The organism is Bradyrhizobium sp. (assembly GCF_030697065.1).
Taxonomy (GTDB): Bacteria; Pseudomonadota; Alphaproteobacteria; order Rhizobiales; family Xanthobacteraceae; genus Bradyrhizobium.
Window position 1 is genome coordinate 1 of the sequence record NZ_JAUYQU010000086.1, and the last position, 21,188, is coordinate 21,188.

Consider the following 21,188-nt stretch of genomic DNA (forward strand, 5'->3'; position numbering starts at 1 on the left):
TCGGCCGGGTCGGCCGCATTTTCATGGAACTGGAATCCGAGGCCTTCACGCTGTCCTGACAGCGGCGAAGGCAAGCGAAAGGGAGACTGCAATGCGCAAGCCAATCGACAGCAAGGCGCCCGCCGCCGAAGGCGGCGTCGACCGTCGGCGCTTTTTCATGATGGGCGGATCGGCGGTCGCCGCGGCAGCGGTGGTGCCGCTCGCGGGCAGCGAGGCCGTGGCCGACGAGTCGCAGTCCGAGCGGGTCAAGGCCCGCTACAAGGAAACCGATCACGTCAAGAACTTCTATCGCGTCAACCGCTACTGATGGGACCACGCACATGTTGATGAAGCGAAGAGATGGATCCGCGGGCAAAGCGCGTTTGCAGGGCATCGCCGCCGGCCTTGCCTCCGGCGTACTCGATCGCCGCACGTTCCTGCGCCGGTCGGGCCTTGCCGCGGGAGCAGGCGCCGCCCTTGGCCTGATGCCGCTCGGTTCGGTGCGCAAGGCGCAGGCCGGTCCGCAAATCATCGGCGCGCCGACCGAAATCAGGAAGAACATCTGCACGCATTGCTCGGTCGGCTGCACCGTGATCGCCGAAGTGCAGAACGGCGTCTGGGTCGGCCAGGAGCCGGCCTGGGACTCACCGATCAATCGTGGCTCGCATTGCGCCAAGGGCGCTGCGGTGCGCGAGCTCGTGCATGGCGACCGCCGCCTGAAATGGCCGATGAAGCTGGTCAACGGCGAGTGGCAGAAAATATCCTGGGACGTCGCCATCAACGAGATCGGCGACAAGATGCTCGAGATCCGCGCCAAGTCCGGCGCCGACTCGGTCTATCTGCTCGGCTCCGCGAAATTCTCCAATGAGGGCGCCTACCTGTTCCGCAAGTTCGGCGCGTTCTGGGGCACCAACTCGATCGATCACCAGGCCCGCATCTGCCATTCCACCACCGTCGCCGGCGTCGCCAATACCTGGGGCTACGGCGCGATGACCAACTCCTACAACGACATCCGGAACTCGAAAACCATCGTGTTCATGGGCTCGAATGCCGCCGAGGCGCATCCGGTGTCGCTGCAGCACATTCTCACCGGCAAGGAGATCAACCGCGCCAACGTATTCGTGCTGGATCCGCGCTTCACCCGCACCGCGGCCCACGCCACCGATTATGTACGTTTCCGTTCCGGCACCGACATCGCGGTGATCTGGGGCATGCTGCACCACATCTTCAACAATGGCTGGGAAGACAAGCAGTTCATCGCCCAGCGCGTCTACGGCATGGACCAGATCCGCGCCGAAGTCGCCAAGTGGACGCCGGAAGAAGTCGAGAAGGTGACCGGCATTCCCGGCGAACAGCTGAAGAAAGTGGCGGAGACCTTCGCCAAGCAGCGGCCCTCGACCTTCATCTGGTGCATGGGCGGCACCCAGCACACCGTCGGCACCGCCAATGTCCGCGCCTATTGCAACCTGCTGCTGGCGACCGGCAATGTCGGGACCTTCGGCGGCGGCGCCAACATCTTCCGCGGCCATTGCAACGTGCAAGGCGCCACCGATCTCGGCCTCGATATCGTGACGCTGCCGCTCTATTACGGCCTGGTCGAAGGCGCGTGGAAGCACTGGGCGCGGGTCTGGGAGGTCGAGTACGACTATCTGCAGTCGCGCTTCGACGAAGTGCCGGCCAAGTCCGGACGCCCGGCCCGGAACCGCAAGCAGAACATGGAAATGCCGGGCATCCCGTGGACCCGCTGGTTCGACGCGACGCTGGCCAACCCTGACGATGTCGACCAGCGCGACGCCGTGAAGGGAGTCGTCATCATGGGTCACGGCGGCAATACCGTGCCGCGCATGACCGAAATGGTGAAGGGCATCGAGAAGCTCGAATTGCTGGTGGTCGCCGATCCGCATCCGACCACCTTCGCGGCGATCTCGAACCGCAAGAACGGCACCTATCTGCTGCCGGCCTGCACCCAGTTCGAGACCTCGGGTTCGCGCACCGCGTCCAACCGGTCGATTCAGTGGGGAGAGCAGATCGTCAAGCCGATCTTCGAATCGAAGGACGATTACGAGATCATCTACCGGCTTTCCGAAAAGCTCGGTTTCGCCGACCGGATGTTCAAGAACATCAAGGTGGAGAACAAGCACCCATCGCCCGAGGATCTCCTGCGGGAGATCAACCGCGGCGGCTTCTCGACCGGCTACTCCGGCCAGTCGCCGGAGCGGTTGAAGGCGCACATGAAGAACCAGGACAAGTTCGACCTGGTGACCCTGCGTGCCAAGGCCGACGTGCCTGAAGTCGGCGGCGACTATTACGGCCTGCCCTGGCCGTGCTGGGGCACGCCGCAGATCAAGCATCCGGGAACCCACACGCTCTACAACACCAACCTGCACGCCAAGGACGGCGGCGGCACCTTCCGCGCCCGCTTCGGCGTCGTCTACGAAGAGAAGCAGCCGGACGGTTCGGTGAAGTCCGTCAACCTGCTTTCCGAAGGCTCCTACAGCAAGGGTTCGGAACTGACCGACGGCTATCCCGAATTCACCTATGGCGTGCTCAAGAAGCTCGGCTGGGACAAGGATCTCACCGAGGCCGAACTCGCCACCATCAACAAGATCGGCGGCAACAATCCCGACGGCGTCGGCTGGGCGGTCGACCTCTCGGGCGGCATCATTCGCGTCACGCTCGAGCATGGCGTGATGGCCTATGGCAATGGCAAGGCCCGCGCGGTGGCGTGGAACCTGCCCGATCCCGTGCCGGTGCATCGCGAACCGATCTACACCGCACGTCCCGAACTGGTCGCCAAATATCCCACCCGTCCGGACGGGCGCCAGTTCCGCATGCCCAATCTCGGCTTCTCGATCCAGAAGGCGGCGGTGGACAAGGGACTTGCCAAGCAATTCCCGATCATCCTGACCTCGGGACGTCTCGTCGAATACGAAGGCGGCGGCGAGGAAACCCGGTCGAACAAATGGCTGGCCGAGTTGCAGCAGGACATGTTCGTCGAGGTCAATACCGCCGACGCCGACGCGCGTGGCATCAAGGACGGAAGCTGGGTCTGGGTGCTCGGTCCGGAAAACGGCTCCAAGGCGCGGGTCAAGGCACTGGTCACCGACCGGGTCGGCAAGGGCGTGGCGTTCATGCCATTCCACTTCTCCGGCTGGTTCCAGGGCGTCGATCAGCGCGGCAACTATCCGAAGGGCGCGGATCCGATCGTGCTCGGCGAAAGTGTCAATACGATCACCAGCTACGGTTACGATCCGGTCACCGGCATGCACGAGGGCAAGGTGACCCTGTGCCAGATTCAATCGGCGTGAGGGGAGAATAGATCATGGCTCGCGTCAAATTCCTGTGTGATGCCGACCGTTGCATCGAGTGCAACGCCTGCGTGACCGCCTGCAAGAACGAACATGAGGTGCCGTGGGGCATCAATCGCCGCCGCGTCGTCACCATCAATGACGGCAAGCCCGGCGAACGCTCGGTGTCGATGGCCTGCATGCATTGCACCGATGCGCCCTGCGCCGCGGTCTGTCCGGTGTCGTGCTTCTACACCACCGCCGACGGCGTGGTGCTGCACTCCAAGGACCTCTGCATCGGCTGCGGCTACTGCTTCTACGCCTGCCCGTTCGGCGCGCCGCAATATCCGAAGGTCGGAAACTTCGGATCGCGCGGCAAGATGGACAAGTGCACCTATTGCGCCGGTGGCCCGGAGGCGGACAACACGCCGGCCGAATACGCCAAATACGGCGCCAACCGCCTTGCCGAGGGCAAGCTGCCGATTTGCGCCGAGATGTGCTCGACCAAGTCGCTGCTCGCCGGCGACGGCGCCATCATCGCCGAAATCTACAAGGAACGCGTGATGAAGCGCGGTTACGGCTCGGGCATGTGGGGCTGGAAAACCGCCTACAGCGATTCGCCGACCGGCTGATGCAGATGGCGCCGCCCTCGCGGCGGCGCGCGCGTAACCAAAATACCGATCTCAAGACATCGAAAGGGCGTTGTGCAAATGCCAGGCTCACTTTCAACTCTCAAGGTCCTCTTCGCCGCATTGGCGATGCTGTTCGTGGTGGCCGGTCCAGCCGCGGCGCAGCTGTCCTTCAACCCCACCGCCCAGGCCGTGCAGGAGGACAAGCTCCTGAATGCGCTGAAGGAGGGCGACAAGATCTCCGGCCGGGTCAGCATTCCCGACAAGATGTCATCCAGCCTGATCCAGCCGGCCGGTCGCGACTGGCGCGATTTCCTGCGCAATACGCTGCCGATCATCGGCGGCGTCGCCATTATCGGCATGATCGCGGTGCTGGCGATCTTCCTGATGGTGCGCGGACGGATTCGGCTCGAGAAGGGCTTTTCCGGCCGGAAGATCCTGCGGTTCGCCGCCTTCGAGCGCTTCACGCACTGGCTGACGGCGAGTTGCTTCATCATCCTGGCGCTGTCCGGCCTCAACATCTCGTTTGGCCGCTGGCTGGTCTTGCCGCTGTTCGGCGCCAACGCCTTTTCGGCGATGTCGACCTGGGCGAAATACGCCCACGACTTCCTGGCGTTTCCGTTCATGGTCGGCCTCGTCATCATGTTCCTGATCTGGATCAAGGACAACGTTCCGGGAAAACTCGATCTGCAATGGATCAAGCAAGGAGGCGGCCTGCTCTCGAATGGACAACATCCCCCGGCCAAGCGCTTCAATGCCGGCCAGAAGGGCATCTTCTGGATCGTGATCATCGGCGGCGCGCTGATGTCGGTGTCCGGCTGGTTCCTGCTGTTCCCGTATCTCCCGGCCGATGTGACGACGCTGCAGTTCTGGACCGTGATCCATGCCGTGATCGCCATGCTCTTCATCGCCGCCATGCTGGCGCACATCTACATCGGCTCGGTCGGCATGGAAGGCGCGTTCGATGCCATGGGAACCGGCGAGGTCGATCTGAACTGGGCGAAGGAGCATCACGCGCTCTGGGTCGAGGAAGAACAGGCCAAGGGCCAGGCGCCGTCGGGAACCACCCCGCGAGCCATGCCGGCCGAATAATTCGGCCGGTCCGATTTTATCTTCTGGGCAAGTTGTTGGGGTAGTGCCATGAAAATGTTTCTTGCGGCCCTGGTGTTCGCGACGGTCGTCGCCGTCGGCACCGCGATGTTTCTCGGCGGGATCCAGCAGCCGGTTTCTTCCGCCTTCACCACCAGCGGCGCCAGGGTCGGCGACCCCGGCAACAACCTGATGGTGCCGGGCTGATCGAGGCTTTGGTTTCACCCGCCATCTCCCCGGCATGGCCGGTCGAAATCCGGCTCGCCAAAGATCGCCGGTCGCTGCGTCTCAGCTTCGATGACGGCAAGGCATTCGATCTCTCCGCCGAACTGCTTCGCGTCACCAGCCCGTCGGCCGAAGTGCAGGGTCATTCCGAAGCAGAACGCAAGACCGTTGGCGGCAAGCGCAACGTGACCATCCTCTCCGTCGATCCCGTCGGCAATTACGCGGTCCGGCTCGGGTTCGACGACATGCACGCCACCGGCATCTACTCCTGGGCGTTTCTGCGCGAGCTCGGCGTCAACGCCGAACGCCGTTTCCAGGACTATCTGGACGATCTCGGCGCCAAGGGCCTTGATCGCGACAAACCCGGCACGCGCTGACGCGCAGCCCGGGCATCCGTTGACGGGAACCCGACGACCGGCCCTTGACGGCGGCACCAACCGACGAAACGATCGCTGCCGATGCCCGACGCACGTCCAACCCGCTTCGCTTTTCTGACCTGCCTCGTCTTGCTGGTCATTCCGCCCCTGACGGCGAGCCCTGCCTCGGCGCAACTGCGCGGCCATGGCGGGCCGGTGCGTGCGCTGGCGATTTCGCCGGACGGGCAGACTGCCGTGACCGGCAGTTTCGATTCGACCGCGATCCGCTGGTCGCTGGCGCGCAATGCCGCCGAACAGGTGCTGCGTTTCCATGCCGACGCCGTCAACGCGGTGGTGCTGCTGCGCGATGGCCGCGCGGCGACCGGCGGCGCCGACGGCCGCATCGCGATCTGGACGGCCGGCAAGACCGAACCCGATACGGTGCTGGCAGGCCATGAAGCGCCGATCGCGGCGCTGGCCGCCTCGCCCGACGGCACCATGCTGGCCTCGGCGTCATGGGATCACACGGTGCGGCTGTGGCCGCTGGCGGGCGGTGCGCCGCGCGCGCTCGAAGGCCACACCCAGAACGTCAACGGCGTGGCGTTCTCTCCCGACGGCCGCACGCTGGTCAGTGTCAGCTACGATCTGAGCGTGCGGATCTGGCCGCTGGCGGGCCCGTCAGCGCCGACCGTGGTGACGATCCCGAGCCCGCTCAACGCGGTTGCAATCGGAGGCGACGGCGAGATCGCGGCAGGCGGCGCCGACGGCAGGGTCTATTTCCTCACCGGCAATGGCGCGCGCGCCGGCGAGGTCGCCGCGGGGCCGCGGCCGGTGATCTCGCTTGCGATCTCGCCGGACGGTGCTCTCGCGGCCGCCGCCGGTATCGGCGGATCGGTGGCGGTGATCGATCGCAAGACGCGTGCCCTGACGCGCACACTGGTCGGCCCCGGACTTCCAGTATGGTCGGTCGCATTTCTTCCGGACAGCCGCACCCTGCTCACCGGCGGCGCCGACAACATCATCCGGCGCTGGAATGCGGTGACCGGCGAGCCCGTGGATTCGCTGCTGGTGGAAACGGCGGCGGACCCGCTCGCCGCCTATGCCGGCGACCGCGGGGCGGAAATCTACCGCGCCTGCATCGCCTGCCACACCCTCAGGCCGGATCAGGCCAACCGGGCCGGGCCGACCCTGGCCGGCATTTTCGGCCGCCGCATCGCCACCGCGCCGGGCTATCATTTCTCCGAAGCCCTCAAGCGGCTCGACATCGTCTGGACGCCGGAGACGGTTTCCAGATTGTTCGAGATTGGACCCGCAGCCTATACGCCCGGCACCAAGATGCCGGAGCAGCGCATCGGCTCGGCAGCGGACCGCGCCGCTTTGGTGAACTTCCTGGAGCGCGCGACCCGGGAGCAGTGAACCTCGAGTGAGGGCGACCCCGACCTATTTCCCGGTCTCGAATGAACATTGCGCGCCGCCGCCGGCCTTCTGGCGGATCTCCTTGGCGTCGATGGTGCAATTGAGCTTCGAAAAACCTGCAATGTTCGATCCGGCCGCGCCTTCCGCCACGACGCCGGCGGTGGCGGCGGTGGCATAGAGTTCGTTGGCCTCGCGCCCCCTGATGGTCTTTTTTCTGACCTTGAAGGTCAGCTCGCAGGAACGCGCGGCGATATCGACATTGCTGGTCCGGCACAGGATGCTGTCGGCGGTGACCGAAAACCTGGCCTTGGTGGCAATCAGGAAAACACTGTCGCCGCCGAACAGCCGGGCCATGATCCGCTTGTCGTAGGCCGGCAGCGAGGAGTGCGGAGCCACCACCGCGGCCAGCGCCAGCGCCGTGGGGCCCTTGATGGTGACCGTCGCCGCCGACGCGTTCGACGCCGCGGCGCAGAACAGGAGCAATGCGGGCGCTGCCAGCTTTCGCGTCAGTGAATACGTCATGTTTGCCTTTCTCACGAACCGTCCGCAGGCGCGCAGATGGCGGCACTATACGCCGCGATGCGGCCAAGCGACAGGTTGTGCATGTAACGCTTTGGAGAACGCCGCCTATCGTTGCGCGAAGACTCCGGCAGGGCGGCAGGTCGTGCTATATCGAAGCCGCACCGACCATCACGTCGATCGCGCCCTTCACGATGGCTTCGAGCTGCTTGCGGGGCATCCGCGCCCGGGCGCGGATCGCGATGGTGTGGATGGTCGCGGAGGCGAGCATCGCGAGAACTTGCGGGTCGGCGGTCGGCGGCAGTTCGCCGTTCTGTTTGGCAAGGCTGAAGCAGGCGGTGAACGCCTTGTCGAGTTCGGAAAGTCCTTCCAGCACCATCGCGCGGATCTCGGGATCGGACACCGCCTCCGACGCCGCCGTCATCACCGTGAAGCAGCCGCGCGGCCCGGCATCGCCGGACAGGTAGATGTCGAGCGCCACCGCGAAGATGCGCTCGAGCCGTTGGCGGATCGGCAGTTCGTCCCTGAAAACATCGCTCATCGCGGCGCGGGCGTCGGCGCGGTAGCGCTGGTAGCTCTTGATGTAGAGCTCGCGCTTGTCGCCGAACGCGCCATAGAGGCTCGGCCGGTTCATGCCGGTGGCGGCGCTGAGATCGTCGAGCGAGGTGGCGGCGAACCCCTCCGTGCGGAACAAATCGAGCGCCTTGCCGAGCGCGATCTCGGGCTCGTAGGCGCGCGGCCGGCCGCGGCGCTTCGGGGTCCCGGCTGTGGCCGAGGCGGATTTGTCGGGAGCAGCCGGCCGCCTGGTTTTTTGTACCATATCGCAAATAATTCCTTGACCGGAATTATATTATGCGGAACAGTATAAAAATACAATCTCGGCCGCAAAGCCGAACCGAACGCCAAGGAGGCATCCATGGACCTGTATTTCTCGCCGCTCGCCTGCTCGCTGGCGACCCGCATCGCGCTGTATGAGGCCGGCGCCGAGGCCAATTATCTCGAGGTCGATCCGAAGACCAAGATCGTCCAGAACGACGGCTCCGATTTCAGGGCGGTCAACCCGCTCGGGCTGGTGCCGGCGCTGCGAACCGATGACGGGCTTGTGCTCACCGAGAACGCGGCGATCCTGCAATATGTCGCCGATCGCTTTCCGCAGGCCGGCCTGGCCTCGGCCCCCGGCATCGACCGCAGCCGGCTGCACCAATGGCTCTGCTTCATCGGCACCGAACTGCACAAGGGATTGTTCGTGCCGATGCTCGACAGGAAAGCGCCGCCGGAGATGAAGGACTACGTGCTCGGCAAGGGCCTGTCGCGGCTCGACTATCTCGACGCCACCCTGAAGGGCCGCGAATTCCTGCTCGATCATTTCAGCGTCGCCGACGCTTACCTCGTCACCGTCATCAACTGGACCATGGCGACGCCGCCGATCGAACTGGCGAAATGGCCCGAAGTGAAGGCCTACCACGACAGACTGCGCGCCCGGCCCAGCATCGCCAGGGCCATCGCCGAGGAGTTTACGCTGTACCAGGCCGAATTGGCGCGGCACAGGGCGGCGGCGTAACTCCGCCGTGTCACGGACGCGGTGCGGCGTCCTGGCGGTGCACCGCAGAGCCGGGACCATTCATTTCAAACCAGGACGATCTAAAACGGACTGTCGCCCAATCCCGGCACATCCGCCGGCCGCGGGCCGGGTGCGGCCCAGCGAAAGCGGCGGTCGTTTTCCGCGATCGCCACGTCGTTGATGCTGGCTTCGCGGCGGCGCATCAGCCCGGCCTCGTCGAACTCCCATTGCTCATTGCCATAGGAGCGATGCCACTGCCCGGCATCGTCGTGCCATTCATATTGAAATCGCACGGCGATATGGTTGCCGTCGAACGCCCAGAGATCCTTGATCAGGCGGTATTCATGCTCCCTCGCCCATTTGCGGGTGAGGAAGGCGACGATGGCGGCGCGGCCCTCGAAAAACTCGGACCGGTTACGCCAGCGGCTGTCCTCGGTGTAAGCCAGCGACACCCGTTCGGGATCCCTTGAATTCCAGGCATCTTCGGCCATGCGGGCCTTCTGGGCGGCAGTCTCGCGGGTGAACGGCGGAAGTGGCGGACGCGACATGACGACCTCTACTCCTTGGTGATGAAGCTATTGTACCGCCGCCCGGCGACGAGTCGATGGCAGGTTTGCGATCGCCCGATTGTCAGATCAGATCGGCCTTCATCAGGGTGCGCAGCGATTTCGGGATCGGCCGCGCCCGCCCCTCGCTGATGAAGGCGACGCGGACCTCGGCCTTGACCAGCACGTCACAGCCGCGCCGCACCTCCTGCGCCAGCGTGATCGAGGCGCCCTTCACCTGTAACGGCCAGGTCACGATGTCGAGCACGTCATCCATCCGCGCCGGCTTCAGGTAATCGATCTGCATCGAACGCACCACAAATGCAAAGCCCGGGGTCTCCGCCTGCGCCTCGGCATACAGCGCGTGCTGCTCGGCGCCCATCAGCCGCAGATGATTGGTCCGGCCGCGCTCCATGAAGCGCAGATAACTGGCGTGATAGACGATGCCGGAAAAATCGGTGTCTTCGTAATAGACCCGGATCTGCATGTGATGGCGGCCGTCGCGGATCGCGCCGTCGAGATGTGCTGTCACTTGTGGTCCCCGATATCCCCTGAAAAGCAATCGTTTTGCGCAGAAACTGCTACCGCGCAAGCTTTGGCTGCTGTCGGACGGGGATTAAGAGGTGACCGCTCCCGACCCGCCCAGCGTCACCAGCACGATTTCCGGCGGCATGCCGATCCGGAACGGCATGATGCTGCAGCCGAGGCCGCCGGAGACCACGACGTCGCAATTGGTCCGCGCATGGCCATAGGCGAACTTTCCGGCATAGCGCGACGGCACCACCGGCGACCACCCGAACAGACGGATCTGGCCGCCATGGGTATGACCCGACAGTTGCACGGCAACGCGCGCGGGCACGCGCATGGCCACGTCGGGCTCGTGCGCCAACAGGATTACCGGGGCGTCGTCGGTCACTTTGCGAAGCGTCGCAGCGAGGTCATCGACGCCGAGACGGCGGACCGGGCGAAAGCGCCGCGCCGGCAGCCAGGCCAGTTGGTCGCCGAGCCCCGCGAGCCAGAACGGCCGGCCGGCATGGGTCAGCCGCACTGCGTCGTTTTCGTAGACCGGAATGCCCGCGGCTTCGAGCGCGCGATGCGCGATCGTGGTGCCCTGCCCGTCGCGCTGTACCGCTCTGTCATCCCAGTAATCGTGGTTGCCGAGCACCGCATGCACGCCGAGCGGGGCGCGCAGCCCGGCCAGCACCGGCGCCCATTCGCCGGCGGGAATGTAACGCGTCACCTGCCGATGTCCGGCGACGTAGTCGCCCAGCAGCACGGTGATATCGGGTTTGAGGGAATTGGTACGATCGACGATCGATGCAATGCGTTCCAGCGACATCCAGGGATCGCAGGCGTGCAGGTCGGCGATGACGGCGATCCTGAGCTCGAAACCGGCCGGCCAGCGCGGCGGCTGGATATCGTAGCGTGTGACGCGTAGCCGCAACGCGGGCTCGCCAAAGCCGTAAGCGACTGTGGAGATGCCGGCGGTGCCGAGACCGCCGGCCAAGCGAAGGAAATTTCGACGCGAAATCATGAGGACTCACCAGTGATGCACCCCCATACTGGCCGCGCATTACAGCCGAATTCAGGTGGCTTTGTGCAGATTGCCAGGAGGGGCCCTCTTCACCTCTCCCGCTTGCGGGGGAGGTCGACGCGCGCCGCGCGGCGGGTGGGTGCTTTTTCAACGGGCAACGGCGCCCGCTGAGACACCCCCACCCCGGCCCTCCCCCGCAAGCGGGAGAGAGAGAAGCCAGCACCGCCGTCACTCATCGTTTTCCGGCCCACCAAACAGTCCGAACTGCGCGGGATCGCGTGCTGGCTCGGCGAGGCCGAGATGCTTGAAGGCATGCGAGGTCAACAGCCGACCGCGCGGGGTGCGCTGCAAATAGCCGCACTGGATCAAAAACGGCTCGATGATGTCCTCGATGGCGTCGCGCGGTTCCGACAGCGCCGCCGCCATGGTTTCGACGCCGACCGGGCCGCCGCCGTAGTTCATCGCGATGGTGGAGAGATAGCGCCGGTCCATGGCGTCGAGGCCGGCGGCATCGACCTCCAGCGCGCTCAGCGCGTTGTCGGCGATGGCGCGATCGATCTGCTCGGCATCGGCGGCGGAAGCGAAATCGCGCACCCGGCGCAGCAGCCGTCCGGCGATGCGCGGGGTGCCGCGGGCGCGGCGCGCGATCTCGTTGGCGCCGTCGGGCGTCATGCCGATCTTGAGCACGCGGGCGCCACGGGTGACGATTTTTTCAAGTTCCTCGACGGTGTAGAAATTCAATCGCACCGGAATGCCGAAGCGGTCGCGCAGCGGATTGGTCAACAGGCCCGCGCGCGTGGTGGCGCCGACCAGCGTGAATTTTGCCAGCTCGATCTTGACCGAACGCGCCGCCGGCCCCTCGCCGATGATGAGGTCGAGCTGAAAATCCTCCATCGCCGGATACAGCACTTCCTCAACCGCGGGGCTGAGGCGGTGGATTTCATCGATGAACAGCACGTCACGCTCTTCCAGATTGGTCAGGAGCGCCGCGAGATCGCCGGCCTTGGCGATGACAGGTCCGGACGTCGCGCGAAAACCGACGCCGAGTTCGCGCGCCACGATCTGCGCCAGCGTGGTCTTGCCGAGGCCGGGCGGACCGACGAACAGCACATGGTCCAGCGCCTCGCCGCGCTTGCGCGCGGCCTCGATGAAGATCGACAGATTGGCGCGCGCCTGGGCCTGGCCGACGAATTCGGACAGCAGCTGCGGGCGCAGGGCGGTATCGCCGACATCGTCGCTGCGGCGCTCGGGGGTGACGATGCGGGAGGGCGTGGTCACTTCGCCGGATCCTTGTCGATCGTAGGGTGGGCAAAGGCGCGCTTGGCGCCGTGCCCACCACGTCTCCGATCGCTGGATTGAATGGTGGGCACGCTTCGCTTTGCCCACCCTACGATCGGGACGCTCACTTCGCCAGTTCCTTCAGGCCCAGCTTGATGAGTTGCGCGGTTTCCGCCGCCTCGCCGGCGCTGCGCGAGGCCGCCGCGATGGCGGCGGCCGCCTGCGGCTGGCCGTAGCCGAGATTGACCAGCGCCGAGATCGCGTCGGTGACCGGGCGCGGCGCGCGGTCGTTGTCGATCGCGCCCGACAGATGCACCAGCGCCGGATCGACATTGGCGAAGGCCGGCGCCTTGTCCTTCAATTCGGTAACGATGCGCTCGGCGACTTTCGGGCCGACGCCGGGCGTGCGCGCCACCGCCGCCTTGTCGCGCAACGCGATGGCATTGGCCAGATCGGACGGCGGCAGGGTCGAGAGCACCGCCAGCGCCACCTTGGCGCCGACGCCCTGCACCGTCTGCAGCAGCCGGAACCATTCGCGCTCGGTGTCGCTGCGGAAGCCGAAAAGCTTGATCTGATCCTCGCGCACGTAAGTCTCGATCGACAGCACCGCCGCCTCGCCGGGCGACGGCAGCGCCTGCAACGTGCGCGCCGAGCAATGCACCTGGTAGCCGACGCCGCCGACGTCGAGAATGACGTAATCCTCGCCGTAGGAGTCGATCAGGCCCTTGAGCTTGCCGATCATGCGCCGACCACCTTGAGCCGCAGCGCGGCGCTGCCGCGGTGATGCGCATGGGTGATGGCGATCGCCAATGCGTCGGCGGCATCGGCCGATTTCGGCTCGGCCCTGGGCAGCAGTATTTTCAGCATCATCAGGATCTGGTTCTTGTCGGCATGGCCGGCGCCGACCACGGTCTTCTTGACCTGGTTGGGCGCATATTCCGCCACCGAAATCCCGAACATCGCCGGCGCCAGCATGGCGACGCCGCGCGCCTGGCCGAGTTTCAGGGTGGCGACGCCGTCCTTGTTGACGAAGGTCTGCTCGACCGCGGCTTCCGCCGGCCGGAAGTCGCCGAGCACGGCGGCAAGCCCCTCATGGATCGCCAGCAGCCGGCTTGCCAGCGGCAGGCTGTCCGGCGGTTCCACCGAGCCGCAGCCGATGAAGGTCAGCCGGTTGCCGTCGATCTCGATCACGCCCCAGCCGGTGCGGCGCAGGCCCGGATCAATGCCAAGGATACGGACGGGATGGCGAATCGGAGGTGAAATCATGGGGGTAGTGATACCGCCGGAGCGGGGACGGCGAAACAGAAAGAGAATGTCATCCCCTGCCGCCAGTGTCGCTCCGCTAAAGGGAGTGACGGCGATTTCCGCCACGCGCCACGCCGTCCCACGTGTCGTTCCCGGCTCTTGACCGGGGACCCAGTACGCTGCGACTTCGCGGCTGATTCGCTAGCGTCTCGGATTACTGGGTCGCCCGGCCAAGTGCCGGGCGATGACAGTTGAGAATGGGCGACGACGGAAGGCGGCTCACCCGCCCATCCTGGCAACCAGCGCGTCGGACACCTCGAAATTGGCGTAGACGTTCTGCACGTCGTCATGCTCGTTGAGCAGGTCGATCAATTTCAGCAGCTTTTCGCCGGTCTCGTCGTCGACCGGCACGGTGTTTTGCGGCTTCCAGGTCAGCGCCGCCTTGCGGGCTTCGCCGAATTTCGCTTCCAGCGCCTTTGCCACTTCGCGAAAGGTTTCCTGCGAGGCGTAGATTTCGTGGCCGTTCTCGCCGGAGACGACGTCATCGGCGCCAGCCTCGATCGCGGCTTCCAGCATGGCGTCGTCGGAGCCGACCTTGGCGTCATATTCGATGATGCCGGTGCGGTCGAACATGAAGGCGACCGAACCGGTTTCGCCGAGATTGCCGCCGGACTTGGTGAAAAAGGATCGGATGTCGGAGGCGGCGCGGTTGCGGTTGTCGGTCAGCGCCTCGACGATCACGGCGACGCCGCCGGGACCGTAGCCCTCGTAACGGATCTCGTCGTAATTCTCGCCCTCGGTGCCGGTCGCCTTTTTTACCGCGCGCTCGATCGAGTCTTTCGACATGTTTTCCTGGCGGGCCGAAATGATCGCGGCGCGCAGCCGGGCATTCATGGCGGGATCGGGCGCGCCCATCTTGGCGGCGACGGTGATTTCCCGCGCCAGCTTGCTGAACAGCTTCGATTTCTGGGCGTCCTGCCGGCCCTTGCGGTGCATGATGTTCTTGAACTGGGAATGTCCGGCCATGCGGTCTCTTTTCGGATTCGTCCGGGAGGAATTGGAGGAGGGCGCGGCGTTATAGGCCGGAATCCGTCAAAATCAAAGATTTGCGAGCTTTTGTGGTACGCCAGTAGTGATTGCTGCTTACGCAACAGGCAACCGTTAACCATGATTTCACGCCCGAATGCGAGGATGCCACCACATTTCATCGTCCCCGTCATTTCGCTGTCCCGAGAGAAGCCCATGGCATTCGGTCTGTTTCGAAAGCGGCTGGTGGAACCGGCTGCGCCTGCCGTTGCGGCAGTATCTCCCGCCCCCCCAATTGCGACCGATGCTCCCGTAGCTGCGGAAGGCGATTCGGCCAGGGAGATCCTCGAACTGCTCGAACTCGAACTGGGCGCCATGATCCGGCAGCTCGAGCGCGCCGCCAATTCGGTCGCCGGCGGCGCCGAGGCCACCGCAACAACGCTTTCCACCATCCGCCAGCGCACCGATGCCCTGACCGGGCGCACCAGCGCGGCGCAATCCACCGCGACCACCTTCTCGCTGGCCGCCGACAAGTTCACCCATTCGGCGCAAGGCATCGGATCGCAGGTGCGCGACGCCAGCAAGCTTGCCGATCAGGCCAGCGCCGCCGCCCGCGAAGCCAGCCTCAATGTCGACCGCCTGCGGGAATCCTCGGCCGCGATCGGCAATGTCGTCAACCTGATCGCACAGATCGCGAGGCAAACCACGCTGCTGGCGCTCAACTCCACCATCGAGGCAGCGCGGGCCGGTTCCGCCGGCCGCGGCTTCGCGGTGGTCGCCACCGAGGTCAAGGCGCTGGCGGTGCAGACCCAGAACGCCACCGAGGAAATCTCGAAGAAGATCGACGCACTGCAGAAGGATGCCGCGGGCTCGGTCGATGCCGTGCACCGGATCTCGCAGGCGATCGAGGCGATCCGCCCGGTCTTCGAGATCGTCAATGGTGCCGTGGCGGAGCAGACCGAAACCACCGGCGAGATCTCCGACAACGCCGCCACCGCGTCGAACTTCATCGTCGCGGTCGGCGAGAGCGCCGCCGAAATCGATCATGTGACCAAGCAGGCCGAGGCCCACGGCGAGACCGTCGCCAGCGCCGGCAAGGCCGTCACCATGTTCGCGCAAAAACTGAAGTCGCGCTGCGCGGTGCTGCTGCGCCAGGACGAACGCAAGGACCAGCACAAGAACCAGGCGCTGCCCTGCAACCTGGCCATGGAAATCCAGACACCGCGCGGCACGATCGCCGCGGCAGCCTATGAGATCTCGATGGAAGGCATCCTGATCGGCGGACCGGACGCCGCAAGGCTGCCGCTGAGTGAACCCCTCAATGCCACGCTGCAGGATATCGGCGCGTGCAGGATTCGCGTCAGGGACAGTTCGAATGGCGGCGCCCGGGCACGGTTCGAGGCAACCGATGCCGCCCTGACGGAAAAGATCGAAGACAAGCTGTGGTCGATCCAGGACGAAAACACCGAATCCGTCACCCGCGCCATGGAGGCCGGCCGCGCGCTGACCCGGATCTTCGAGGACGCCGTCAGGAACCGCGCCATTTCCATGGACGACATGTTCGATGAAAACTACGTCGAAATCGCCGGCACCAATCCGGTGCAGTACCGCACCCGGGTGCTGGACTGGGCCGATCGCGCGCTGCCCCCGTTCCAGGAGGCTTTCCTGATCAAGGATCCGCGCATGGCGTTTTGCGCGATGATCGACCGCAACGGCTACCTGCCTGTGCACAACAAAGTCTACTCGCACCCGCAGCGCCCCGGCGACGTCGCCTGGAACACGGCCAACAGCCGCAACCGCCGCATCTTCAACGATCCCGCGGGCCTTGCCGCCGGCCGCAACCAGCGCGCCTATCTGATCCAGAGCTACGCCCGCGACATGGGCAACGGCCAGACCATCATGATGCGCGAGATCGACGTGCCGATCCGCGTCAACGGCCGCCACTGGGGCGGATTCCGCACGGCGTACAAGCTGTAGCGCGCACTCAGCGCAGGCTTTCCGGCAATTCGAAGCCCTTGTATTCCCGCTGCAGCATCGCCTTCAGCGCCGGCATTTCCGGCCTCGCATCCTTGGCCGGCAGCGGATCGCTGTCTGCCTTGATGAAGTCCGGCGGCGTGCCCGGCAGCTTGTAGAGATTGAAGCCGATCCGGCGCTTCGCGAAGTCGGCCTGCAGATGGCCCTCCGCCATCATCGCCTCGGCGGGGGCCAGATAGAAGCCGTCCTCGCGATGAGGCCCGAGCACCGAAAACGTCACCGATCCCTCCGCCACGCCGCTGCGGTGGCTGGAGAGCTTTTTCAATTGGGTTTGCTTGCCATTGGCGTCGACATAGACGCGGCGCAGCGGCAGTTCGGCGGCGTCCTGCGTCACCACGCTGACCAGCACCAGCACGTGCTTGGCGAGCTTGCGGTACTCCTCGGCGTCGGCGGGCCAGGTGAAATCCACCGATGCGCCCCTCGCCGCACCCTTCGGTGCCGATTTCGCGGTTCGAAGCGCGGATTTCTCCAGCCGCTCGGTCATCTCGGCTGCAGTCACCGGATTCTGCGACACCGGGCGCTGGGTAAGCGTTTGCGCGTGAGCGAACGTAGAAAGAAATACCGTCAGCATCCAGATCAGAACAACCCGCAAGCCATCCTCCTTGAGCGCGCGATCGCGAGAGCTGGGCATCGTGGTTTCAGGCCGTCCAGAAACCCGGCAGCGTCGGCTCCAGCCGGCCGCCGATCCGCACCGGCGCGACCTTGAGCGCGAGGCCCGTCGCGTCGTCGGTCTCGACCGCGACGCCGCTGAGCGTAGCGACACCACCGGCCGGTTCGAACCGGCCCGAGGGAATGCCGGTCGTGAAGCGCCGCAGCGGTTCGTCCTTCTGCATGCCGATGATCGAATCGTAATCGCCGGTCATGCCGGCATCCGTCATGTAGGCGGTGCCGCCGACGAGGATCTGGTGGTCCGATGTCGGGACATGGGTGTGGGTGCCGACCACCAGGCTGGCGCGGCCGTCGCAGAAGAATCCGATGCCCTGCTTTTCGCTCGACGCCTCGCAGTGGAAGTCGACCACGATGGCATCGGCGGCCTCACCCAGCGGACAGGCTTCGAGTTCGCGGTTGAGGACGGCGAAGGGGTCGTCGAACGGCGTCATGAAGACGCGGCCCATCGCGTTGATCACCAGCGCGCGCTTGCCGTTCTTGGTGTCGACCAGAGCGGCGCCGCGGCCCGGCGTGCCCGCCGGAAAATTCGCCGGGCGAACCAGCCGCGGCGCACGCTCGATGAACACCAGCGCCTCGCGCTGGTCCCAGGCATGGTTGCCGAGCGTGACCGCATCGGCGCCGGCGTCGATGAATTCCTGGTAGATCGCCTCGGTGATGCCGAAACCGCCGGCGGCGTTCTCGCCATTGACCACCACGAGATCGAGCGCCCAGTCGCGCACCAGGCCCGGCAGGTGTTCCGTGATGGCGGTGCGGCCGGACCGGCCGACCACGTCCCCGACGAAAAGAATGCGCAAAGTCATGAACTCCGGAAATCGAACACTTCGGTTTCCGTTAGCACATAATCCAGCGGCACGTCGTGCGACAACGCCGGCACTGCCTCGATTTCCTGGGCGGCGAAAGCCAGACCGATCGCCGCGATCGATTTGATCTTGCGCAAATGCGCCAGCGTGTAGTCGTAATGCCCGGCGCCGTAGCCGATGCGATGCCCGAGCCGGTCGAACGCCGCCAGCGGCACCAGCATGATGTCGGGAATGAGTTCGGCGGCAGCGGGCGACGGTTCGAGAATGCCGAGCGGCCCCAACATCAGCCTGTCGTCGGGCGACCAGGCGCGAAAGGCCAGCGACTTGCCGCGTGCCATCACCGCCGGCAGCGCCAGCCGCGCGCCCTGCTTTGCCAGCATCCGCATCAGGGGAGCCGGATCGATCTCGCTGCGGATCGGCGAGTAACCGGAGACGATCGTGCCCGGCGTGATCCCGATCGGGAGGCCGCGTTTGGCGACGGCTTTCGCCGCGGCATCGCGCTTCCTGTCGCTCAATGCGTCGCGCTTCGCGAGAGCGGCGGCGCGCAGATCAGCCTTCGATCGCTCGGTCGGCAAAGCGGACATCCAGCGTTATGGACGCACCTTGGGAAATAGTCCGGCGGCAAGAAACAAGAAAAGTGCGAAGCCGTAATGGCCGTTGAAGCGCTCGATCCCGGAGTTCCCTACGAAAGTAGGTGGGCACCATGTGACCGGATCCACGGACCCGGCCAGGGACAGTTCCCGGAAGGATCGATAAGGCCCCGGGGATATATGGCTTCTGACGCGCGACACAGCTTCGCATGGCCAATGTAGCTACGATGCGGCCAAACCGCCAGCGCTAACGGGGGCTTTGGTCAACCAATCGCGACGCCCGGCCGGTGGTAGGGGGTCCACCACCTCGCCCCTCCGCGTCATCGCGAGCGCCGCGAAGCAATCAATCTTTATTGGTGAGGCAATGGATTGCTTCGCTGCGCGCGCAATGACGGATGAGACAGTGTGCCATCCTACCCGATCAGCACGCCGCCGCCGATGGTGCGGTTCAGCACATGGGTGGTCTTCTCGATCCGGTCGGCCGCGGAGTTCAGCGCGTTGACCACGGCGATCTGCGTCGCCCGGGCACGATCCACCGACGCCACGCGGACGTCGCGCAGGGCGTCGAGTTCCTCTTCCAGGCCGCGGATGCGCTGGCCGGCGTCGAGCAGTTCGTCACACACCGTCAGCGCCGCCATCACCGTCAGGCGCGCATCGCCGATCTCGCCGAACTTGCCGCGCAGGCTCTGGATACGGGTTTCCAGGCTCTCGGCGAGTTTCAGCAGCCGCGCCTCCTGGCCCTCCTCGCAGGCCATCCGGACCTGCCGGCCGTTGATGGTGACGTTGATATGGTTCATTCGCTGTCTCCGGGATCCAGTACGGAGCGGATGGTGCCGATCGCCGCGTCCAGCCTGTCGGCGATCTCGCGATTGGCACGCTCCAGCCGGCGCGACTTCACCAGCGATCCGTCGAGTTCGTCGGCGAGCCGCGACCGGTCGGCGCCGAGCGCCTGGATCCGGGCCGCCAGTTCGTTCTCGTCGCGGTCGGCCTCGCGGCGGCGTTCGACCGCGCTTTCCAGCGAGTCGAGCGCCGACATCAGCCGCCGCGTCGCGGCGTCGATATCGGCGAAGATGGGCTCGGCGTTGCCGGGGCCGTTGGCGGGACGATCGCTCATGCGTGACAGCGCGGACCTTCCGTGAAGCCGGCCGGAGCGCAAAATCCGCGTTCCGGCAAGCGTTTAGACGGCTAAATTTACGTGGCAAGCGAGGCTAGCGCAACGCCGCTTGGAAGCTATGCACCGCTAACCGGCTTTTCGCACCGCAAGCGCGCTTGCCTGCCTTGGACTCGGGGAAACGAGATGCTATCCAGCCCCTGACTTCCCGTGCCTTCCGGCCGGTAACCGCGGCATCCGCATTCGCTGCGGATCGCCACCCAACATCTCATCCAGGCGGATTCATCATGACGCAGGTCGATCATTCCCGTATGGCCAATGCGATTCGTGGCCTTGCCATGGACGCCGTCGAGAAGGCCAAATCCGGCCATCCCGGCCTGCCGATGGGCGCCGCCGACGTCGCCACCGTGCTGTTCACGCAGTTCCTGAAATTCGACGCCGCCGACCCGAAATGGCCGGACCGCGACCGCTTCGTGCTGTCGGCCGGACACGGCTCGATGCTGATGTATGCGCTGCTCTATTTGACCGGCAACAAGGAGATGACGCTCGATCAGGTCAGGAACTTCCGGCAACTCGGCTCCAAGACGCCGGGCCATCCGGAAAACTTCGAGACCAGCGGCGTCGAAACCACCACAGGTCCGCTCGGCCAAGGCATCGCGACGTCGGTCGGCATGGCGATGGCCGAGAAGATGCTCGCCGCCGAATTCGGCAAGAAGATCGTCAGCCATCACACCTATGTGCTGGCTTCCGACGGCGATTTGATGGAGGGCGTTTCGCAGGAAGCGATCGCCATGGCGGGCCACTGGAAGCTCAACAAGCTAATCGTGCTGTACGACGATAACGGCATTTCGATCGACGGTCCGACCTCGATCGCCGACTCGGTCGACCAGGTGAAGCGCTTCAAGTCCGCCGGCTGGGCCGCCGAGCTGATCGACGGCCACGATCCCAAGGCGATTGCGGACGCCATCACCCGCGCGCAGAAATCCAATAAGCCGTCGCTGATCGCCTGCAAGACCACGATCGGCTATGGCGCGCCGACCAGGGCCGGCACCGCCAAGGCCCATGGCGAAGCGCTCGGCGCCGAAGAGCTGAAGGGCGCCAAGCAGAAGCTCGGCATTTCGCTGGACGCCTTTTCGGTGCCGGACGACGTGTTGAAGGCCTGGCGCGCGGCCGGCAGCCGCGGCGGCGCCGCGCGCAAGGAATGGGAGACGCAATTCGCGCAGCTCGGAAACCGCAAGCGCGCCGAATTCGAGCGCCGCCTGCGCCATGAACGACCGGCCTCGTTGGCGAAGGCG

The 21,188-nt window shown here is 65.4% G+C and carries 23 protein-coding genes, 1 other RNA gene and 1 pseudogene; 10 read left to right on the top strand and 15 right to left on the bottom strand.

Going from position 1 to position 21,188, the window contains the following annotated elements; all coding sequences use genetic code 11:
* Positions 1-91: 91 nt before the first annotated feature.
* The 7 genes from Q8R73_RS05695 to Q8R73_RS05725 all read left to right on the top strand — a co-directional run bounded on the left by Q8R73_RS05695 (position 92) and on the right by Q8R73_RS05725 (position 6,981).
* Positions 92-307 carry a hypothetical protein gene (locus Q8R73_RS05695; RefSeq protein WP_305718560.1) on the top strand — a complete coding sequence of 72 codons (216 nt, stop codon included), beginning with the start codon at positions 92-94 and terminating at the stop codon, positions 305-307.
* Positions 308-320: 13 nt separating this feature from the next.
* Positions 321-3,287: a formate dehydrogenase subunit alpha gene (locus tag Q8R73_RS05700; RefSeq protein WP_305718561.1), complete on the top strand. Its 2,967-nt coding sequence runs from the start codon at positions 321-323 to the stop codon at positions 3,285-3,287.
* A 14-nt stretch (positions 3,288-3,301) separates the two neighbouring features.
* Positions 3,302-3,898 carry a formate dehydrogenase FDH3 subunit beta gene (gene fdh3B, locus Q8R73_RS05705; protein ID WP_305718562.1) on the top strand — a complete coding sequence of 199 codons (597 nt, stop codon included), beginning with the start codon at positions 3,302-3,304 and terminating at the stop codon, positions 3,896-3,898.
* A gap of 78 nt (positions 3,899-3,976) precedes the next feature.
* A complete protein-coding gene (locus Q8R73_RS05710; protein WP_305718563.1) occupies positions 3,977-4,987 on the top strand; it encodes a formate dehydrogenase subunit gamma in 1,011 nt (336 codons plus the stop codon).
* A 48-nt stretch (positions 4,988-5,035) separates the two neighbouring features.
* Complete coding sequence (locus Q8R73_RS05715; protein ID WP_305718564.1) at positions 5,036-5,191, top strand: hypothetical protein; 156 nt, start codon at positions 5,036-5,038, stop codon at positions 5,189-5,191.
* 23 nt (positions 5,192-5,214) lie between these two features.
* Complete coding sequence (locus Q8R73_RS05720) at positions 5,215-5,586, top strand: gamma-butyrobetaine hydroxylase-like domain-containing protein (RefSeq protein ID WP_371126038.1); 372 nt, start codon at positions 5,215-5,217, stop codon at positions 5,584-5,586.
* 81 nt (positions 5,587-5,667) lie between these two features.
* The gene (locus tag Q8R73_RS05725; protein WP_305718566.1) at positions 5,668-6,981 is read left to right on the top strand and encodes a c-type cytochrome; all 1,314 of its coding nucleotides are present in this window, start codon (positions 5,668-5,670) and stop codon (positions 6,979-6,981) included.
* A 24-nt stretch (positions 6,982-7,005) separates the two neighbouring features.
* Here Q8R73_RS05725 and Q8R73_RS05730 read toward each other — a convergent pair whose 3' ends face one another.
* Both Q8R73_RS05730 and Q8R73_RS05735 read right to left on the bottom strand, forming a co-directional pair.
* A complete protein-coding gene (locus Q8R73_RS05730; protein ID WP_305718567.1) occupies positions 7,006-7,503 on the bottom strand; it encodes a hypothetical protein in 498 nt (165 codons plus the stop codon).
* 145 nt (positions 7,504-7,648) lie between these two features.
* Positions 7,649-8,320, bottom strand: coding sequence for a TetR/AcrR family transcriptional regulator (locus Q8R73_RS05735; protein ID WP_305718568.1), 672 nt, complete (start codon positions 8,318-8,320; stop codon positions 7,649-7,651).
* A 96-nt stretch (positions 8,321-8,416) separates the two neighbouring features.
* Here Q8R73_RS05735 and Q8R73_RS05740 point away from each other — a divergent pair, with 96 nt between their 5' ends.
* Positions 8,417-9,061 (top strand): glutathione binding-like protein, encoded by a 645-nt coding sequence (locus tag Q8R73_RS05740; protein ID WP_305718569.1) that lies wholly within the window; start codon positions 8,417-8,419, stop codon positions 9,059-9,061.
* Between the two features lie 80 nt (positions 9,062-9,141).
* On the opposite strand, the gene Q8R73_RS05745 is transcribed toward Q8R73_RS05740, so the two are convergent.
* The 7 genes from Q8R73_RS05745 to Q8R73_RS05775 form a co-directional block, all read right to left on the bottom strand.
* Positions 9,142-9,609, bottom strand: coding sequence for a nuclear transport factor 2 family protein (locus Q8R73_RS05745; protein WP_305718570.1), 468 nt, complete (start codon positions 9,607-9,609; stop codon positions 9,142-9,144).
* An 82-nt stretch (positions 9,610-9,691) separates the two neighbouring features.
* Positions 9,692-10,093, bottom strand: a complete 402-nt coding sequence (gene ybgC, locus Q8R73_RS05750; RefSeq protein WP_305718582.1) for a tol-pal system-associated acyl-CoA thioesterase — start codon at positions 10,091-10,093, stop codon at positions 9,692-9,694.
* A 129-nt stretch (positions 10,094-10,222) separates the two neighbouring features.
* Complete coding sequence (locus tag Q8R73_RS05755) at positions 10,223-11,140, bottom strand: metallophosphoesterase (protein ID WP_305718571.1); 918 nt, start codon at positions 11,138-11,140, stop codon at positions 10,223-10,225.
* 228 nt (positions 11,141-11,368) lie between these two features.
* Positions 11,369-12,418, bottom strand: coding sequence for a Holliday junction branch migration DNA helicase RuvB (gene ruvB, locus Q8R73_RS05760; RefSeq protein WP_305718572.1), 1,050 nt, complete (start codon positions 12,416-12,418; stop codon positions 11,369-11,371).
* 124 nt (positions 12,419-12,542) lie between these two features.
* On the bottom strand, positions 12,543-13,160 hold the full coding sequence (ruvA, locus tag Q8R73_RS05765; RefSeq protein WP_305718573.1) for a Holliday junction branch migration protein RuvA: 618 nt from the start codon (positions 13,158-13,160) through the stop codon (positions 12,543-12,545).
* Positions 13,157-13,684 carry a crossover junction endodeoxyribonuclease RuvC gene (gene ruvC / locus Q8R73_RS05770; RefSeq protein ID WP_305718574.1) on the bottom strand — a complete coding sequence of 176 codons (528 nt, stop codon included), beginning with the start codon at positions 13,682-13,684 and terminating at the stop codon, positions 13,157-13,159. Before ruvC ends, ruvA begins: the two co-directional genes overlap by 4 nt.
* Positions 13,685-13,942: 258 nt before the next feature.
* On the bottom strand, positions 13,943-14,689 hold the full coding sequence (locus tag Q8R73_RS05775) for a YebC/PmpR family DNA-binding transcriptional regulator (protein ID WP_305718575.1): 747 nt from the start codon (positions 14,687-14,689) through the stop codon (positions 13,943-13,945).
* Between the two features lie 216 nt (positions 14,690-14,905).
* On the opposite strand from Q8R73_RS05775, the gene Q8R73_RS05780 reads away from it, so the two are divergent.
* Positions 14,906-16,666 carry a methyl-accepting chemotaxis protein gene (locus tag Q8R73_RS05780; RefSeq protein ID WP_305718576.1) on the top strand — a complete coding sequence of 587 codons (1,761 nt, stop codon included), beginning with the start codon at positions 14,906-14,908 and terminating at the stop codon, positions 16,664-16,666.
* 7 nt (positions 16,667-16,673) lie between these two features.
* On the opposite strand, the gene Q8R73_RS05785 is transcribed toward Q8R73_RS05780, so the two are convergent.
* The 6 genes and pseudogenes from Q8R73_RS05785 to Q8R73_RS05810 all read right to left on the bottom strand — a co-directional run bounded on the left by Q8R73_RS05785 (position 16,674) and on the right by Q8R73_RS05810 (position 19,896).
* A complete protein-coding gene (locus Q8R73_RS05785; protein WP_305718577.1) occupies positions 16,674-17,354 on the bottom strand; it encodes a hypothetical protein in 681 nt (226 codons plus the stop codon).
* Positions 17,355-17,361: 7 nt separating this feature from the next.
* Positions 17,362-18,186 (bottom strand): TIGR00282 family metallophosphoesterase, encoded by an 825-nt coding sequence (locus Q8R73_RS05790; RefSeq protein ID WP_305718583.1) that lies wholly within the window; start codon positions 18,184-18,186, stop codon positions 17,362-17,364.
* Positions 18,167-18,776 (bottom strand): annotated as a pseudogene (locus Q8R73_RS05795) (5-formyltetrahydrofolate cyclo-ligase); the annotation flags it as partial. The gene Q8R73_RS05790 and the pseudogene Q8R73_RS05795, both read right to left, overlap by 20 nt.
* 54 nt (positions 18,777-18,830) lie before the next feature.
* Positions 18,831-18,991, bottom strand: a non-coding RNA gene (ssrS, locus tag Q8R73_RS05800) — 6S RNA.
* A 204-nt stretch (positions 18,992-19,195) separates the two neighbouring features.
* Positions 19,196-19,579 carry a cell division protein ZapA gene (locus Q8R73_RS05805; protein ID WP_305718579.1) on the bottom strand — a complete coding sequence of 128 codons (384 nt, stop codon included), beginning with the start codon at positions 19,577-19,579 and terminating at the stop codon, positions 19,196-19,198.
* Positions 19,576-19,896 (bottom strand): DUF4164 domain-containing protein, encoded by a 321-nt coding sequence (locus Q8R73_RS05810; protein ID WP_305718580.1) that lies wholly within the window; start codon positions 19,894-19,896, stop codon positions 19,576-19,578. The genes Q8R73_RS05805 and Q8R73_RS05810 overlap by 4 nt, the downstream gene beginning before the upstream one ends.
* Before the next feature lie 284 nt (positions 19,897-20,180).
* Between Q8R73_RS05810 and Q8R73_RS05815 the strand changes: the two genes are divergently transcribed.
* Positions 20,181-21,188: 1-deoxy-D-xylulose-5-phosphate synthase N-terminal domain-containing protein (locus Q8R73_RS05815; protein WP_305718581.1), on the top strand; the 1,008-nt coding region annotated here is incomplete at its 3' end.

Excerpts from the sequence above, each read along its gene's own strand:
- Q8R73_RS05710 (WP_305718563.1), top strand. The coding sequence starts at position 3,977 with ATGCCAGGCTCACTTTCAACTCTCAAGGTCCTCTTCGCCGCATTGGCG.
- Q8R73_RS05775 (WP_305718575.1), bottom strand. The coding sequence starts at position 14,689 with ATGGCCGGACATTCCCAGTTCAAGAACATCATGCACCGCAAGGGCCGG.
- Q8R73_RS05810 (WP_305718580.1), bottom strand. The coding sequence starts at position 19,896 with ATGAGCGATCGTCCCGCCAACGGCCCCGGCAACGCCGAGCCCATCTTC.
- Q8R73_RS05755 (WP_305718571.1), bottom strand. The coding sequence starts at position 11,140 with ATGATTTCGCGTCGAAATTTCCTTCGCTTGGCCGGCGGTCTCGGCACC.
- Q8R73_RS05725 (WP_305718566.1), top strand. The coding sequence starts at position 5,668 with ATGCCCGACGCACGTCCAACCCGCTTCGCTTTTCTGACCTGCCTCGTC.
- Q8R73_RS05735 (WP_305718568.1), bottom strand. The coding sequence starts at position 8,320 with ATGGTACAAAAAACCAGGCGGCCGGCTGCTCCCGACAAATCCGCCTCG.
- Q8R73_RS05785 (WP_305718577.1), bottom strand. The coding sequence starts at position 17,354 with ATGCCCAGCTCTCGCGATCGCGCGCTCAAGGAGGATGGCTTGCGGGTT.
- Q8R73_RS05700 (WP_305718561.1), top strand. The coding sequence starts at position 321 with ATGTTGATGAAGCGAAGAGATGGATCCGCGGGCAAAGCGCGTTTGCAG.
- Q8R73_RS05730 (WP_305718567.1), bottom strand. The coding sequence starts at position 7,503 with ATGACGTATTCACTGACGCGAAAGCTGGCAGCGCCCGCATTGCTCCTG.
- Q8R73_RS05780 (WP_305718576.1), top strand. The coding sequence starts at position 14,906 with ATGGCATTCGGTCTGTTTCGAAAGCGGCTGGTGGAACCGGCTGCGCCT.
- ybgC (WP_305718582.1), bottom strand. The coding sequence starts at position 10,093 with ATGCAGATCCGGGTCTATTACGAAGACACCGATTTTTCCGGCATCGTC.
- Q8R73_RS05695 (WP_305718560.1), top strand. The coding sequence starts at position 92 with ATGCGCAAGCCAATCGACAGCAAGGCGCCCGCCGCCGAAGGCGGCGTC.
- fdh3B (WP_305718562.1), top strand. The coding sequence starts at position 3,302 with ATGGCTCGCGTCAAATTCCTGTGTGATGCCGACCGTTGCATCGAGTGC.
- ruvC (WP_305718574.1), bottom strand. The coding sequence starts at position 13,684 with ATGATTTCACCTCCGATTCGCCATCCCGTCCGTATCCTTGGCATTGAT.
- Q8R73_RS05715 (WP_305718564.1), top strand. The coding sequence starts at position 5,036 with ATGAAAATGTTTCTTGCGGCCCTGGTGTTCGCGACGGTCGTCGCCGTC.
- Q8R73_RS05745 (WP_305718570.1), bottom strand. The coding sequence starts at position 9,609 with ATGTCGCGTCCGCCACTTCCGCCGTTCACCCGCGAGACTGCCGCCCAG.
- Q8R73_RS05805 (WP_305718579.1), bottom strand. The coding sequence starts at position 19,579 with ATGAACCATATCAACGTCACCATCAACGGCCGGCAGGTCCGGATGGCC.
- Q8R73_RS05740 (WP_305718569.1), top strand. The coding sequence starts at position 8,417 with ATGGACCTGTATTTCTCGCCGCTCGCCTGCTCGCTGGCGACCCGCATC.
- ruvA (WP_305718573.1), bottom strand. The coding sequence starts at position 13,160 with ATGATCGGCAAGCTCAAGGGCCTGATCGACTCCTACGGCGAGGATTAC.